Annotated in this window: 10 protein-coding genes and 1 pseudogene; 8 read left to right on the forward strand and 3 right to left on the reverse strand. The window is 73.0% G+C overall.

From position 1 onward, the window contains the following. Window positions 1-47: 47 nt before the first annotated feature. The 7 genes from AB0O82_RS26145 to AB0O82_RS26175 all read left to right on the forward strand — a co-directional run bounded on the left by AB0O82_RS26145 (window position 48) and on the right by AB0O82_RS26175 (window position 10,115). Window positions 48-1,454, forward strand: a complete 1,407-nt coding sequence (locus AB0O82_RS26145; protein ID WP_363586391.1) for a sugar ABC transporter substrate-binding protein — start codon at window positions 48-50, stop codon at window positions 1,452-1,454. An 11-nt stretch (window positions 1,455-1,465) separates the two neighbouring features. After that, window positions 1,466-2,398, forward strand: coding sequence for a sugar ABC transporter permease (locus tag AB0O82_RS26150; protein ID WP_350884942.1), 933 nt, complete (start codon window positions 1,466-1,468; stop codon window positions 2,396-2,398). Then, window positions 2,395-3,285 (forward strand): carbohydrate ABC transporter permease, encoded by an 891-nt coding sequence (locus tag AB0O82_RS26155; RefSeq protein WP_363586392.1) that lies wholly within the window; start codon window positions 2,395-2,397, stop codon window positions 3,283-3,285. Before AB0O82_RS26150 ends, AB0O82_RS26155 begins: the two co-directional genes overlap by 4 nt. Before the next feature lie 8 nt (window positions 3,286-3,293). Next, window positions 3,294-5,408, forward strand: a complete 2,115-nt coding sequence (locus tag AB0O82_RS26160) for a beta-galactosidase (protein ID WP_363586393.1) — start codon at window positions 3,294-3,296, stop codon at window positions 5,406-5,408. Next, window positions 5,405-7,621 (forward strand): trehalase family glycosidase, encoded by a 2,217-nt coding sequence (locus tag AB0O82_RS26165; RefSeq protein ID WP_363586394.1) that lies wholly within the window; start codon window positions 5,405-5,407, stop codon window positions 7,619-7,621. The genes AB0O82_RS26160 and AB0O82_RS26165 overlap by 4 nt, the downstream gene beginning before the upstream one ends. A gap of 42 nt (window positions 7,622-7,663) precedes the next feature. Then, on the forward strand, window positions 7,664-8,374 hold the full coding sequence (locus AB0O82_RS26170) for a ribonuclease H (protein WP_363586395.1): 711 nt from the start codon (window positions 7,664-7,666) through the stop codon (window positions 8,372-8,374). Window positions 8,375-8,549: 175 nt separating this feature from the next. Then, complete coding sequence (locus AB0O82_RS26175) at window positions 8,550-10,115, forward strand: alpha/beta fold hydrolase (RefSeq protein WP_363586396.1); 1,566 nt, start codon at window positions 8,550-8,552, stop codon at window positions 10,113-10,115. Window positions 10,116-10,171: 56 nt separating this feature from the next. Here the strand turns inward: AB0O82_RS26175 and AB0O82_RS26180 are convergent, their stop codons facing one another. The 3 genes from AB0O82_RS26180 to AB0O82_RS26190 all read right to left on the reverse strand — a co-directional run bounded on the left by AB0O82_RS26180 (window position 10,172) and on the right by AB0O82_RS26190 (window position 14,107). After that, on the reverse strand, window positions 10,172-11,281 hold the full coding sequence (locus AB0O82_RS26180; RefSeq protein ID WP_363586397.1) for a Rieske 2Fe-2S domain-containing protein: 1,110 nt from the start codon (window positions 11,279-11,281) through the stop codon (window positions 10,172-10,174). Window positions 11,282-11,637: 356 nt separating this feature from the next. Beyond that, window positions 11,638-13,167, reverse strand: a complete 1,530-nt coding sequence (locus tag AB0O82_RS26185; protein ID WP_363586398.1) for an MFS transporter — start codon at window positions 13,165-13,167, stop codon at window positions 11,638-11,640. A gap of 163 nt (window positions 13,168-13,330) precedes the next feature. Then, window positions 13,331-14,107, reverse strand: a complete 777-nt coding sequence (locus tag AB0O82_RS26190) for a hypothetical protein (RefSeq protein WP_363586399.1) — start codon at window positions 14,105-14,107, stop codon at window positions 13,331-13,333. Between the two features lie 414 nt (window positions 14,108-14,521). Here AB0O82_RS26190 and AB0O82_RS26195 point away from each other — a divergent pair. Then, a pseudogene (locus AB0O82_RS26195) lies at window positions 14,522-14,875 on the forward strand (hypothetical protein); the annotation flags it as partial.

Raw genomic sequence — 14,875 nt, forward strand, 5'->3', positions numbered from 1 at the left:
GCTGAGTTCTGTATACAGCATTCGGCATTCACTCTTCAGGAGGCAAGATGTCGGGAGGAAAGAACTCAACCGGCACCCGGCACAGACGCCTTGACGCTCCGGCGGGCAGCCGGGCCGGATCCGGACCGGGCCCCACCCGGCGCCGGGTCCTCGGCGCCGGGCTCGCGGGCGGCGCGCTGCTGCTGACCGGGGCGACAGGCTGCGCCACCGGCGGCGCCGGCGCCCCGGACGCCAAACGGCTGGACGCGAGTTCGGGCGGCAAGGTCGCCGGGAAGATCACCATCTGGTCCTGGGACGTCGCCGCCAAGGCCATGCAACGGCTCGGCAAGGCCTTCGAACAGGCCCACCCCGGCACCACCGTCGACGTCGTCGACATCGGCTACGACAACGCCTACGACAAGATCACCGTCGGGCTCGGAGCCGGCAGCGGACTCCCCGACGTACTGACCGTCGAGGGCCACAGGATGCCCACCTACATCGGCAACTTCCCCCACGCGCTGGTGGACCTGACCAGCCGGGCCGGCGGCCTCGCGAAGGACTTCGCACCGTCCGCCTGGCGCACCGTCACCGACGTGGGCGGCCGCGTCCTCGCACTGCCCTGGGACAGCGGCCCATGCGCCCTCTTCTACCGCCGCGACCACTTCCAGCAGGCCGGAATCGACCCCGCCACCCTCACCACCTGGGACGACTACCTCGCCGCCGGCACCACCCTCAAGGACCGCACCGGCAAGAAACTGCTCATCCTGGACGCCAAGCAGGACAGCATGTTCGCCCTGCTGCTCCAACAGCAGGGCCAGGGCTGGTTCGTCGACGGCAAGGTCGCCGTCGCCTCACCCGCCGCCGAACGGGCGCTCACCCTGATGAAGCAACTGGTCGACCGGGGCCTGGTCGACTTCGAGAACGGCTGGGACGGCCTGGTCTCCGGCACCCACGACGGCAAGGCCGCCACCACCCCCACCGCCGCCTGGTGGGACGGCACCCTCACCGGCGACATGGCCGACCTGAACGGCAGGTTCGGCGTCGTCCCCCTGCCCGCGTTCGACCCCGGCGGCTGCCGCACCTCCAACAGCGGCGGCTCCACCCTCTGCGTCACCGCCCAGAGCAAGAACCCCGAACTGGCCTGGGAATTCCTCTCCTTCCTGCTCGCCGACCGGGCCAACCAGGCCTCGATGATGGAGCACGAAGGCCTCTTCCCCGCCTACCTCCCGGCCCTGGACGACCCGTACTTCCAGCAGCCGGACCCGTACTACGCGAACCAGCCCGCCATGCGGCTCCTCGCCGACCTCGCCCGGTCCATCCCCACCGTCGAGAGCACCGCCGACGACTCCAAGGCCGGCGACATCGTCAACACCGCCGTCAACCAGGTGCTGCACAACGGAGCCGACCCCGGCACCGCGCTGCGCTCCGCCGCCCGCCAGATCGCCACCGCGACCAGTCGCCAGCCGGCCCCGTAGGGACACGCGCCATGACCAGTCTCCAGGCCCCCGCCCCCCGGGTGGCCGCCGCACCCGCGCGCACCGCGCCCACCCGGCGACGACGGCTGCCACGCTCCGCGGCCTGGCTCTTCGCCGGGCCCACGGCCGTGCTCTTCATCCTCTTCTTCGCCTATCCGCTCGGCGCCAGCCTCTATCAGAGCTTCACCGCCCGCCGGGACGGCGCCACCGTCTGGGTCGGCCTGGACCAGTACCGGCGGATGCTGGACGACCCGGCCTTCCTGCACTCCCTGGTCAACACCGGGATGATCCTGGCCGTCCAGGTGCCCGTGATGATCGGCCTGGCGCTGGTGCTGGCCGTCCTGCTGAACCAGTCCTGGCTGCGCTTCCGGGCCGGCTGGCGGGCCGTCTTCTTCCTGCCCGCCGTCACCACGCTGGTCGCCTACGCCGTCGTCTTCCAGGTGCTGCTGCGCACCGACGGCGGCCTGGCCAACCAGCTCCTGCACGCCCTGGGCGCCGGCCCCGTCGACTGGCTCAACTCGCCCACCTGGGCCAGGATCTCCCTGATCGGCTCGGTCACCTGGCGCTGGACCGGCTACAACGCCGTCATCCTGCTCGCCGGCCTGCACGCCATCGGCCGGGACCAGTACGAGGCCGCCGCCCTCGACGGCGCGGGCACGCTGCGCACCTACACCAGCGTGATCCTGCCGCAGCTGCGGCCGGTGGTGCTGTTCTGCGTCATCACCTCCACCATCGGCACGCTCCAACTCTTCGACGAGAACTACGTGCTGACGCGCGGCGGCCCCGGCGACGCGACCCTCACCCCGGTGGTCTACCTGTACAAGGTCGGCTTCCAGCAGCTCGACTTCGGGTACGCGGCCGCGATCGCCTGGGTCGTGGTGCTGGTCATCGCCGCCGTCTCCCTCCTCCAGTTCCGGTTCTACGGAAGGGAACGCCGCCGATGAGCGCCACCTCCGCCCGCCCCCGGCCCGCCCGACCGGCGACCGTCCGCCCACCGCTGGCCCGCCCGCCGGCCGCCCGGCTCGGCCGCGCCGCCGTCCTGGCCGTGCTCGCCCTCGGCGCCGTCGTCAGCCTGGTGCCGTTCGCCTGGATGCTGATCGCCAGCACCCACAGCAGCTCCGAACTCTTCCACTCCCCGCCGCCGTTCCTGCCCGGCGGGGAACTGCTGCGCAACCTGGCGCACCTCCAGCAGAGCATCGGCTTCGGCCGGGTGCTGCTCAACAGCCTCGGCGTGGCCGTCGTCTACACCGCGCTGAGCTCCCTGCTGTCGGCCATGTGCGGCTACGGGCTGGCCAAGTACCGGTTCCGGGGTCGCGGGCTACTGCTCGGGCTGGTGCTGGCGACCATGATGATCCCGCTCCAGGTGCTGCTCGTCCCGCTGTTCCAGATGATGGCCAGCGTCGGCTGGATCGACAGCTACCAGGCGGTCATCCTGCCCTTCCTGGCCAACTCCTTCGGCATCCTGCTGATGCGCCAGGGCTTCCTGGACTTCCCCGACGAACTCCTGGAGTCGGCGCGCATCGACGGCTCCGGCGAACTGCGCACCTTCTACCAGGTCGTCCTGCCGTGCGTGCGGCCGCAGTTGGGCGCGCTCGTGATCTTCACCTTCATGGGCCAGTGGAACAGCTTCATCTGGCCGCTTCTGATGCTCAACACCGAGGACAAGTACACCGTGCCGGTGGCGCTCAACACACTGACCGGGCTGACCCGCGTCGACTACTCCGGCCTCATGCTCGGCTCCCTGCTGGCCACCCTCCCGCTGGTGCTGCTCTTCCTGGTGTTCCAGCGGCAGTTCGTGGCCGGCCTGCTCGGCGGAGCGCTGAAAGGATGACCCCCCGCATGACCTCCCGTACTCCTTCCCACGCGGCCGCGCTGACCCGCGTGCCCGGCCTCCTCTACGGCGGGGACTGGAACCCCGAGCAGTGGTCCGAGGAGGTGTGGGCCGAGGACGTGAAGCTGATGGCCGAGGCCGGGGTCAACCTGGTCACCGTCGGGGTCTTCTCCTGGGCGCGGCTCCAACCAGCGGCCGACAGCTGGGACTTCGGCTGGCTGGACCGCCTCCTCGACCTCGTCCACGGCCACGGCATCGCCGTCGACCTGGCCACCGCCACCGCCTCGCCACCCGCCTGGCTGGTCCGCGCCCACCCCGAGCTGCTGCCCGTCACCGCCGACGGCGTCCGGCTGGAGTTCGGCTCGCGCCAGCACTACTGCCCCTCTTCCGCCGTCTACCGGGCCGCCGCCGCCCGGCTCACCCGGGCCCTCGCCGAGCGCTACCACGACCACCCCGCACTCGCCCTGTGGCACATCCACAACGAGTACGGAGACCACGTCCAGGAGTGCTTCTGCCCCGCGTCCGCCGCCGACTTCCGGCGCTGGCTGCGCGAGCGGCACGGCGACGTCGACGAGCTCAACCGGTCCTGGGGGACGGCGTTCTGGTCGCAGCGCTACGGCTCGTTCGACGAGATCGAACCACCGCGCGCCGCGCCGGGGCCGGTCAACCCGACCCAGCTGCTGGACTGGCGCCGGTTCTGCTCCGACGCGCTGCTGGCCCTGCACCGCACCGAGAAGGCCGTCCTCGACGAGGTCTCACCGGGCGTGCCGGTCACCACCAACTTCATGTCGATGCTCAAGTCGCTGGACTACTGGGAGTGGAGCCGCCACGAGGACCTCGTCTCCGACGACGCCTACCCCGACCCGGCCGACCCCCGCACACACGTCAACGCGGCCATGAACTACGACCTGATGCGCTCCCTCAAGGGCGGCAAGCCGTGGCTGCTGATGGAACAGGCCCCCTCGGCCGTCAGCTGGCGGCCCGTCAACCTGCCCAAACGGCCCGGCCTGTACCGGCTCTGGTCGCTCCAGGCGCTGGCCCGGGGCGCGGACGGCGTACTGCACTTCCAGTGGCGCGCCTCCGTCGCCGGGGCCGAGAAGTTCCACAGCGCGATGCTCCCGCACCGCGGCACCTCCTCGCGCGGCTGGCGGGAGACCGTCCGGTTCGGGGCAGAGCTGCGCCGGCTCGGCGAGATCGCGGGCAGCCGGATCCGCGGGCGGGCGGCCGTCCTGCTCGACTGGGACAGCTGGTGGGCGCTGGAGCTGGACGACCACCCCTCCGCGCGGATGCGCTGGCTCGACCTGCTCCGGCCCTGGTACGCGGCCCTCCACGACCGCGGCGTGACCGTCGACTTCGTCCCGCCCACCGGCGACCTCGACGGCTACCGGCTGCTGCTCGCCCCCAACCTGTACCTGCTCGACACCGCCACCGCCGCCCGGCTCACCGCCTTCGTCCAGGCGGGCGGCCACCTGGTCTGCGGCCCGTTCAGCGGCATCAGCGACCGGCACGACCACCTCCACCCCGGCGGCCACCCCGGGCCGCTGCGGCCGCTGTTCGGCCTCGTCGTGGACGAGCACTGGCCGATCCCCGACGGGGCCGCCACCACCGTCCGGCTCGATGACGGCGGGCCGGAGCTGCGGGCCGAGCACTGGAGCGAATGGATCGACACCGAGGGCGCCGAGACCGTCGCCCGCTACGCCTCCGGCGAGCTGGCGGGCCTGCCCGCCGTCACCCGGCACCGCCACGGCACCGGCAGCGCCTGGTACCTCGGCTGCCACCTCGGCGCGGACGTCGGCCGGGTGCTCGACCTGCCGCTCGCCGAAGCCGGGGTCGGCGCCGAACTGCCCGGCCTGCCGACCGGCGTCGAGGCCACCCGCCGCCGCGCCGCCGACGGCACCGACTACCTGTTCCTGCTCAACCACGGCCCCGCCGCATGCCGGGTGGCGCTGGACCGGCCCGGCACCGACCTGCTCACCGGCGCCGACACCGGCCGGGGCGTCACCCTCGCACCGCTCGGCGCCGCCATCGTCCGGGTTCCCGCCGCCGGCCCCGATCCGGCCTCTCCGTCCCCGTCCACGCCCACGTCTCCGTCTCCGTCCACGCCCGCCGAGGAGCGCACATGACGCCGTTGTCCCGCCGCCGACTCCTGGCCGCCACCGCCGCCACCGGCACCGCCCTCGCCGTGGCGGGCGGCGTCGCACCGGCCGCCCACGCCGACGACCGGCAGGCCGCCCCGTCCGACCTGGCTGACCCGTCCGCCCTGTCCGACCTGTCCGACCGCTACGCCGACATCCTCGACCTGCACGGCACCCCCGCGCAGGCCTACCCCGGCGACGCCACCGGCAACAACCCGATCAACGTCTTCGCCGACCTCGGCGCCTGGCACGCCTACGCCCTGCCGCGCCCGCAGGACCCGCTCGGCGGCTTCACCGGCCCCCTCCACCTCGCCCAGGAATACCCGTGGTGGCTCAGCGACGGCCTCAACCGCCTCCAACTGACCGAGCAGGGAAGGATCCTGGACCTCGCCGCCGGCGGCGCCCCCCGGCTCACCTCGCTGCCCGGGCTGCTGCGCCAGTCCTACGACCTCGGCGGCCGCCTGGCGCTCACCCTCGAACTGCGCTTCGCCGGCAACCGCACCGCCCTGGTCAGGGCCCGGCTGGCCAACGGCGGCCCGGCCGAACGGACCCTCCAGGTCGCCTGGACCGGGACACTGCTGCGCCCGGCCACCGGCCCCCAGCACGACGCCCCCGCCCTGGTCGCCGCCGAGCGCGGCGTCGCCGTCCGGTTCGCCCGGGTACGGCAGACCTGGGACTACCTCACCGACGGCACCGAGCGCTTCGAGGTCCGCCACGCGGCGCCGGTCCGCACCACCGTCAGCGGCGACGGCCACCGCACCGAACTGGCCGGGCCTGTCCGGCTGGCCCCGGGCGCGGCCCGCACCCTGGACTGGGCCGAGAGCTACACCTTCACCGACGCCGAGCACTCCCGCGCCGTCGCCGAGGCGGACGCCGCGCTGCGCGCCCCCGACCGGGTCGCCGCGGCGGGCGCCGCCCGCTGGGCCGGGTACGTCACCCGGGCGACCGAGGGCGTCCCCGCCGCGCGCCGCCGGACGGCCGTCAAGTGCGTGCAGACCCTGGTCACCAACTGGCGCAGCCCGGCCGGGCGGATCCGGCACGACGCGGTCACGCCCACGCTCTCGTACAAGTGGTTCAGCGGGGTCTGGGCCTGGGACACCTGGAAGCAGGCCGCCGGCACCGCCGTCTTCGCCCCCGACCTGGCCGCCGACCAGATCCGGGCGATGTTCGACCACCAGATCCGGCCCGACTCCGCCGACCGCCCGCAGGACGCCGGGATGATCCCGGACTGCGTCTTCTACAACGACCCGAGCACCGGCGGCGGCAACTGGAACGAGCGCAACTCCAAGCCCCCGCTGGCCTCCTGGGCGGTCTGGGAGGTCTACCGGCGCGGCGGCGACCGGGCGTTCCTGCGCGAGCTGCTGCCCAAACTGACCGCCTACCAGGACTGGTGGTACCGCACCCGGGACCACGACGGCGAAGGCCTGTGCGAGTACGGCGCCACCGCCGACCCGGGCAACGCCGCCCCGGCGGACTGCCTGGCGGCGGCGGCCTGGGAGTCCGGCATGGACAACGCGCCGCGCTTCGACGCCGCCCTCGGCACCGCCGTCGTCGCCAACCGCAACGCGCAGGGCGCCCTGCTGGGCTGGTCGCTCACCCAGCGCTCCGTCGACCTGAACGCCTACCTGGCCGCCGACCACCGCGCCCTGGCCGCCATCGCCGCCGAACTCGGCGACCGCACCGCCGCCCAGCGGCTGCGCGGACGGGCCGAGGCGATCGACCGGGCCGTGCGCGACACCATGTTCGACCCGGCCACGGGCTGGTTCCACGACACCGACCTGGCCACCGGCGCCCGCCTCACCGCGCGCGGGCGCGGCATCGAGGGCGCGATCCCGCTCTGGTCCGGCACCGCCTCGCCCGCCCAGGCCCGCGCGGTCCGCGGGCTCCTGCTCGACCCGGCCGAGTTCGGCACCGCGCTGCCGTTCCCGACCGTCGCCCGCAGCTCGCCCTCCTTCGACCCGGCCGGGTACTGGCGCGGGCTGGCCTGGATCGACCAGACCTACTTCGCCATCGAAGGCCTGCGCCGGTCCGGCTGGAGCCAGGACGCCCGCCGGGCGACGGACCGGCTGCTGGCCGCGGCGGCCGGGCTCGGCGGGGACGGTCCGCTGCGGGAGAACTACGACCCGCTGACGGGGGAGGGGCGGAACTCGACCAACTTCAGCTGGTCCGCGGCCCTGCTCCTGCTGCTGCTCCGGATCTGACCGATTTGGCCCGGGCCTGCCACGTCCTGGCATGATCGGGGCATGGTCGAACGAGTCATTGCAGCGTGTGACGGAGCAGCCAAGGGCAACCCCGGTCCGGCGGCCTGGGCCTATGTGGTGGCGGACGCCGCCGGGGTGCCCCAGCGCTGGCAGGCCGGTCCGCTCGGGCACAGCACCAACAACGTGGGCGAGCTGACGGCGCTGGAGCAGCTGCTGGCGTCGACGGATCCGGCCGTCCCGCTGGAGGTCCGGCTCGACAGCACGTACACCCGCGACGCGGTGACCAAGTGGCTGGTCGGCTGGAAGCGCAACGGGTGGAAGACCGCCGCCGGCAAGCCGGTCGCCAACCGCGAGCTGATCCAGCACATCGACGAGCTCCTGACCGGGCGGGACGTCACCTTCATGTACGTCCCTGCCCACCAGGTGAACGGCGACCCGCTGAACGCCATCGCCGACAAGGCCGCAAGCGACGCCGCCCGCCGGCAGCAGGCCGCGGGCGGAACCGCCGCCGACCTCCCCGAGCCGGACCCGGCCCGGACCACCCCGGCGCGGGCCGCCCGCCCGGCTTCCTCGTCGGCGGGCTCGTCGGCCGGTTCGTCCACGGCGAAGAAGCGCTCCTCGGGCGGTTCGCGGACCCTGGCCGCCCGCTTCCCCGGCACCTGCCCCTGCACCCGCCCCTACGCCAAGGGCGACACCATCACCAAGGTGGGCAGCAGCTGGGGGCACCCGGAGTGCGCGGGCGCCCACGCGTAGGACCTGTCCGACGCCGGACGGGCCGACACCGGCCCGTCCGGCCCGCCCTGGTCGAACTCACCCCCGGGGTGGAGCCGGGTGGAGCCGGGTGGAGCCGGGTGGAGAAGCGCCCCGGGTGAATTCTCCACCCCCGCGCCGAGGCTGACGGAACCTCACCAGTCCTAGCGTCGGACGCATGACCCGACCTACCGGCCGCACCACGGCCCGCGCCGGCGGCGCGCTGCTCACCGCCGCCCTCCTGCTCGCCGCACCACTCGCGCCGACCGCCGTCGCGGCCCCGGCGGCGCAACTCGCCTGGGGGTCCTGCCCCGCGCCGACCCCGAACGCCAACGGGGTGCCGTTCACCCGTGACCCGCGCCAGCAGTGCGCGACCCTGCGGGTGCCGCGGGACTACCACGACCCGGCCGAGGGCACGATCACCCTCACCGTCTCCCGGCTGCGCACCGCCGACCCCGCCCACCGGCGCGGCACCCTGGCCGTGGTGCCGGGCGGGCCGGGCGGCTCCGGACTCGACTACCCGGGCGAGATGGCGAAGCTGCTGCCGCCGGACGTCCTGCGCTCGTACGACCTGATCGGCTTCGACGAGCGGGGGGTGGGCAACAGCACCCCGGTCCACTGCGACCTGTCCGCCGCCGAGCGGGACGCCCAGCTCAACTACCCCTTCCCCGGCCCCGACGGCTCGATCACCGCCAACCTCGACCAGGCCCGGCGGGTGGCCGACGGCTGCGCGGCCGCGAGCGGCGGCTACCTGGCCGACGTGACCACCGCCAACTCGGCCCGCGACCTGGACCGGATCCGGGCCGCCCTGGGCCTGCCCCGGATCTCCTACCTGGGCAGCTCGTACGGCACCTACCTCGGCCAGGTCTACGCCACCCTCTTCCCCTCGCACACCGACCGCGTGGTGCTGGACAGCACGGTGCCGCCGGGCGGGCTGGAGCAGGGGTTCAGGCTGTTCAGCGAAGGCTTCGCCGACTCCTTCCCGGCCCTGGCCCGCTTCGTCGCCGCCCAGGACGCCACCCTGCACCTCGGCGCCACCCCCGAGGCGGTCCGGGCGAGCTACCTCCGGCTGGCCGGCGAGGTCGACCGCGACCCGCTGCCGCTGTCGGGCGGCCGGCTGCTCACCGGCGGCGGCCTGCGCAGCGTCGTCTACGCCTCGCTGGTCAAGCCGAGCTACTACCCCCTCGGCGCGCGGGTCCTGCAACTGGCCGAGGAACGCGACACGACTCCGGCCCAGGCCCAGGCCCAGGCCCAGGCCCCGACGCCGGAGGGCGCGACGGTCGCCGCCGGGCCGACGGGCGCGGGCACCGGCGGATCGGGTGGCAACCCGCTGCCGCAGGTCATCCCCGACAACTTCCTCGCGGCCCAGTTCGCGGTGATCTGCGGCGACTCGGCCTGGCCCCGCGACCCGGCCGTCTACGCCGCCCGCACCGCCGCCGACCGGGCCCGGTACCCGCTCACCAACGGCATGAGCGGCAACGTCTGGCCGTGCGCCTTCTGGCACTACGGCTCGAAGGAACCGCCGGTCCGGGCCGACCCGGACGGCCCGCGCAACATCCTGATGCTGCAGAACCGGTACGACCCCGACACCACCTACAACGGCGCCCGGCAGACCCAGCGCGCCTTCGGGCACCGGGCGGCGATGGTCACCTTCGACACGACCGCGCACGGCGTCGACTTCACCGACCCCCGGGTGCTCGCGCCGTTCACCGCCTTCCTGCTCGGTGGCCGGCTCCCGAGCTGAGCAGACGGCCGGCCGGGGCCCCGACCCGGGCCCCGGCCGTCCGTCCGTCCGTCCGCTCAGGGCTTGGCGAGCCCGCTGCGGGCACCGTTCTCGGTCCGGACCGTGAGGGCGGTCGGCGCGGGCAGGTGTTCCTGGGGGTCCGGCGGGTAGAACTGCCGGGCCCAGTGCCGCAGGGCGCCGATCGGCCCGTCGCCGGGGGCGAGCCGGGGCGGTGACAGGTACTTCTTGGTGGACCAGATCGGGAAGTCGGCCGCCGTGAACTCGCAGCTCCGCTTGAACATCGGGCCCGCCAGCAGGCTCGACAGCGACCGGCTGACCGCCCTGCCGACCGCGGGCGGCAGCCGGGACGGCTCGTCGAAGGAGAACCGGCTCGCCTGCCGGAACTGCATCCGGCCGGGCGCGACCATGGTGGCCATCACCAGTGAGCACATCTTCAGGCCGAGGGCCGGGGTGTGCACGTCGGTGTGCAGGCAGGCGAGGCCGTAACCGTCGACCTCGATCTCGACCTGGCGCCGGCCCAGCAGCGGGAAGTCCTCCTGCACCCGCATCGAGACGTGGAAGCGCGTGCCGTCCCAGTCGATCGGGGCCGCCAACTCGCCGCTCGGCCAGCCGTGCAGGGTGACGAAGTGGCCCAGGTCCACCGCGTTCTCCATGACGTCCTGGGCGTAGCCGGCCATCTCCCAGGCGGCGTGCCGGGGCGGCTGGTGCCCGAGCGTGTGCCACGACGGGATCTCCCAGTCCGGTTGCCGGCCGTCGTGGTGGCGCCAGACGAAGACGGCGTCGTTCACCTCGCGGACCGGAAGCTGCGCCAGGGAGGCCTTCGGCGGCGCGGAGCCGTACCCGGTCCGCACGCACCGGCCGTCCGGGTCGAAGGCGAAGCGGTGGAAGGGGCAGACCAGGTCGTCGCCCTCCACCTCGGCGAGGCCGAGGTGGGCCCCCAGGTGCGGGCAGTACGGGCGGATCGCGCGGATCCGCCCGCTCCGCAGCCGGTACAGCACGACGTCCTCCCCGGCCAGCCGCCGGGTGAGCACCGTGCCGGGCTTGAGCTCGTCGGAAAAGCCGACCGAGGCCCACCCGTCCGGGTACGGCAGGCCCGGCGGCAGCGCGACGTCGCCCGCGGTCGGGCCCTCACCGATGGGCTGGACGTGCTTTAAGGACTCGCGCATGAACTCTCCTCCTGGCCCGCCAGGCTCCGATCTCGGCAGCTCAGCCGGCCCTCCCGGGCGATTCGTCTCCGAACGGAACGCCCCGCATGCTAGCCGCAGACCGATGGGGCCCGCACGAACAACATGGCTGATGCCAAAGAAGTCTGATGATTCATCAGAAAATCTCCGATGCGACCTTCGACGGCCGGACGGCTGAGCGATTCCCGGCCGGGCCGATCCACCGCACCGCCGTGCAGCCTGCCCGGCGTCGGCGCGCAGGCGGGGCTCGAAGACACGCCCTGGACTTCGGGACGGCGGCAAACGCGGTGAGGGGTGCGCGAGTTGACACGGATCCTGGTCATCGGCGGCGGCACCAGCTAACGATCCGCCGCTTCGACGGCGCTCAGCGGGGCCGCCAGGTCCTCCAGGCTGCGCCGTTCCGCCCGTACGCCGATCGCGGCCTCGACCAGCCCCGCGGCCGTCATCAGGGCCGCCCCGATGCAGAACGCGAGCGTGGTGTCGGAGACCTTCCCGCTGCTCACCAGGCCGTTGAAGAGCAGCGGGCCGCTGATGCCGCCGACCGCCGTGCCGACGGCGTAGAAGAAGGCGATGCACATCGCCCTGGTCTCCAGCGGGAAGATCTCGCTGACCGTCAGGTAGGCCGCACTCGCCCCCGCCGAGGCCAGGAACAGCACGGCCGTCCAGCAGGCCGTCATGCCGGCCGCGCTCAGCGCACCCTGCTGGAACAGCGCGGCGGTGCCGAACAGCAGCAGGCCGGAGCCGATGTAGGTGCCGGCGATCATCGGCACCCGCCCGACCGAGTCGAAGAGGTGGCCCAGGAGCAGCGGGCCGAGGAAGTTGCCGACCGCGATGACCGCGAAGTAGTAGCCGGTGTCGCCCTCCGGCACGTCGAAGTAGAGGGTCAGGATGACCGCGTAGCCGAAGGTCACGGCGTTGTACAGGAACGCCTGTCCGATGAAGAGCGCGAGGCCGAGCACCGTGCGGCGCGGGTAGCGGCTGATCACGGTGCGGGCGAGCGTGACGAACCCGAGCGGGGCGCGCTCGCGGATCAGGATCGGCCGGTCGGTGACGGCCGGAAGCGGTCGGCCGGTCTCCCGCTCCACGACCCGCTCGGCCTCGGCCACCACCTCCTCGGCCTCCGGCGCCCGCCCGTGGGTGAACAGCCAGCGCGGGCTCTCCGGGACGTGCCGGCGGACGAGCAGGATCACCAGGCCCAGCACGACACCGATCCCGAAGGCGAGCCGCCAGCCCACGTCGGTGGCGAACAGCGCGGTGTTCAGCAGTGCGACGGAGGCGAAGGCGCCGAGCGCGGCGCCGATCCAGAAGCTGCCGTTGATGATCAGGTCGACCCGGCCGCGCACCCGGGCCGGGATCAGCTCGTCGATCGCCGAGTTGATCGCCGCGTACTCGCCGCCGATGCCGAACCCGGTGAAGAAGCGGCAGAGGAAGAAGAACCAGGCCGTCCAGGACAGCGAGGTCACGGCGGTCGCCGCCAGGTAGACGGCGAGCGTCACCATGAAGAGCTTCTTGCGCCCGAGCCGGTCGGTCAGCCAGCCGAAGAACAGCGCGCCGGAGCAGGCGCCCGCCACGTACACGGCGGCCGCGATCGTCGTCACCTGGGTCGTCGAGATGGCGATGCCGCTGCCGGGCTGCGCGAGCCTGGCCGCCATGTTGCCGACGATCGTCACCTCGAGGCCGTCCAGGATCCAGACGGTGCCCAGGCCGATCACGATCCGCCAGTGCCAGCGGGACCACGGCAGCCGGTCCAGCCGGGCCGGCACGTTGGTCTCGATGACCCCGGTTCCGGCGGACCCGGACCCGGACCCGGCCCCGGGGGCCGCACCGTCGTGCGGGTTCCGCGCGGATGACTTCGCCGGATCGGCCATGCGGGGCTCCTTCGCTCGCCGTATCGAGACGCCCCGTCTGCCCGCTTTCCGCAGGATCGAACGCGGGCGTCCTCTTCGCTACGCTCGGTGAGCTTCGACGCTCCCTCCGTCATCATCCCCCGGGGGCGGAGGAGCCGCCCGGGGAGGCGCTGCTCCTGGCGGGCTACTGCTCGACGTACTTGCGCAGTACCTGCTGGTAGTCCGCGAACTCTGGCTCGGTGTGCAGCTTGGAGACGTCCTTCTTCAGGTAGACCATGCTGGGGCAGCTGGGTTTGGCGCTGCCCAGCAGCTGCTCGGTGCCGACCTTCCTCCCCGTCCTGGCCTCGTACACGGTCACCTCGTACCTGCCGCGGTAGAGCTTGAGGGTGTCCGAGGTGAACTTGCAGTCGGTGAGGAACTCGCCCTCGTCGGGTGAGCCCAGGCAGGCGATCAGCTGGACGCGGTACGGGTCCAGGCGGGTCCCGCTCCAGTAGTCCGGCGAGCCGGCGGCGGGGGAGGCGGGGTGCGAGGAGCCGGACTCGCTGACGGTGAACATCGCGACCGGGTGCGGTCCGGCGCCGGTGTGCTCGGCGGTCTTGGGGAAGTACTTGCGCGCGATGTTGGAAGCGCAGCCGGCGTCGAGGTCGGAGATCCGGCTGAGTGCCTTGTCGCTCGCCTTCGGCTCGAAGATCACCCAGTACACGCCGTACCCGAGGAATCCGACCATCGCCAGCGCGACCACCCGTGCGGCGATCGTCCGTCCCTTGCGCCGGCCGGGTGTCAACTGCCGTGCGGCGCCGGTGGCGGCGCGCTTCCTGGTCGCCACGGCGTAGGCGAGGAAGAGGATCGGGGACGCCGCCACCACGGCGAACAGCACGCCGATCGGGGCGTTTCCGCCGTTGAACGCGATCATCGAGAAGACCACCGAGATTGCGGCGAGCAGGACTATCAGCTTGGCCATGAACATGCCCTCCCACGGGTCGACAGCAGCCGCGAGACTACCGCTGCCGGGGTGGGGCGCGGGCGCCCGGACCCGGTCCGGACGCGCTCCTGGGGCCCGCCGCTGTCGCCGCGCCGGTGTTCCGCCGGAATTCCACCCGCATTTCCGCACCAGCGGTGATTTTCTTCCCCGCCGCTTTCCGGAGCTCTTTCGAAGTCGATTTCCGGAGGTGGTGGAGAGGAGGTCGAGAGGTGCTGGAAAGGGCTTTCCGGCGGGGGTGCGGTGTGTTGTGGTGGGGTGGTGGTGGAGCCGGTCCGCACCTCCGTGGCGGACCGGACCGGCCGGACAGCCGCTGGTGGGCGGCGTAGACGCTCGCGCATGGATGTGAGTGCGGTGGCTATGGTTCGCCGACTCGGGGTGGATTTGAATGGTGCCATGACGACGAACCGGCCGGGCTCGCAGAGCGGTAGGGGCCCGCGGATCGCGTCGGACCTCCCGATCGCCGCCGGCGCCTTCGGGACGTCGGTTCCGTCAGTTTCCTCCGTCTCTCCGAATGAGGTGCTCGTGATGGCTCGTAAGGGTGTTGTGGATCTTCCGGTCGGTGCTGGTGTGGTGCTGGTGGTGGGTGGGACGGGTAAGACCGGTCGGCGGGTGGCGGATCGGTTGGCGGGGTTGGGTTATGGGGTGCGGGTGGGGTCGGGGGCGGTGGCGTTCGACTGGCATGACGAGGGGACGTGGGAGGCGGCGCTGGAGGGGGTGAGTGCGGCGTATCTGACGTACTACCCGGAT

Origin of the sequence: Kitasatospora sp. NPDC088264 (genome assembly GCF_040685715.1) — a bacterium.
Classification (GTDB): domain Bacteria; phylum Actinomycetota; class Actinomycetes; order Streptomycetales; family Streptomycetaceae; genus Kitasatospora.

Bases quoted from the DNA above. Each gene is read 5' to 3' on its own strand.
- AB0O82_RS26145 (WP_363586391.1), top strand. From the start codon at position 48: ATGTCGGGAGGAAAGAACTCAACCGGCACCCGGCACAGACGCCTTGAC.
- AB0O82_RS26150 (WP_350884942.1), top strand. From the start codon at position 1,466: ATGACCAGTCTCCAGGCCCCCGCCCCCCGGGTGGCCGCCGCACCCGCG.
- AB0O82_RS26155 (WP_363586392.1), top strand. From the start codon at position 2,395: ATGAGCGCCACCTCCGCCCGCCCCCGGCCCGCCCGACCGGCGACCGTC.
- AB0O82_RS26160 (WP_363586393.1), top strand. From the start codon at position 3,294: ATGACCTCCCGTACTCCTTCCCACGCGGCCGCGCTGACCCGCGTGCCC.
- AB0O82_RS26165 (WP_363586394.1), top strand. From the start codon at position 5,405: ATGACGCCGTTGTCCCGCCGCCGACTCCTGGCCGCCACCGCCGCCACC.
- AB0O82_RS26170 (WP_363586395.1), top strand. From the start codon at position 7,664: ATGGTCGAACGAGTCATTGCAGCGTGTGACGGAGCAGCCAAGGGCAAC.
- AB0O82_RS26175 (WP_363586396.1), top strand. From the start codon at position 8,550: ATGACCCGACCTACCGGCCGCACCACGGCCCGCGCCGGCGGCGCGCTG.
- AB0O82_RS26180 (WP_363586397.1), bottom strand. From the start codon at position 11,281: ATGCGCGAGTCCTTAAAGCACGTCCAGCCCATCGGTGAGGGCCCGACC.
- AB0O82_RS26185 (WP_363586398.1), bottom strand. From the start codon at position 13,167: ATGGCCGATCCGGCGAAGTCATCCGCGCGGAACCCGCACGACGGTGCG.
- AB0O82_RS26190 (WP_363586399.1), bottom strand. From the start codon at position 14,107: ATGGCCAAGCTGATAGTCCTGCTCGCCGCAATCTCGGTGGTCTTCTCG.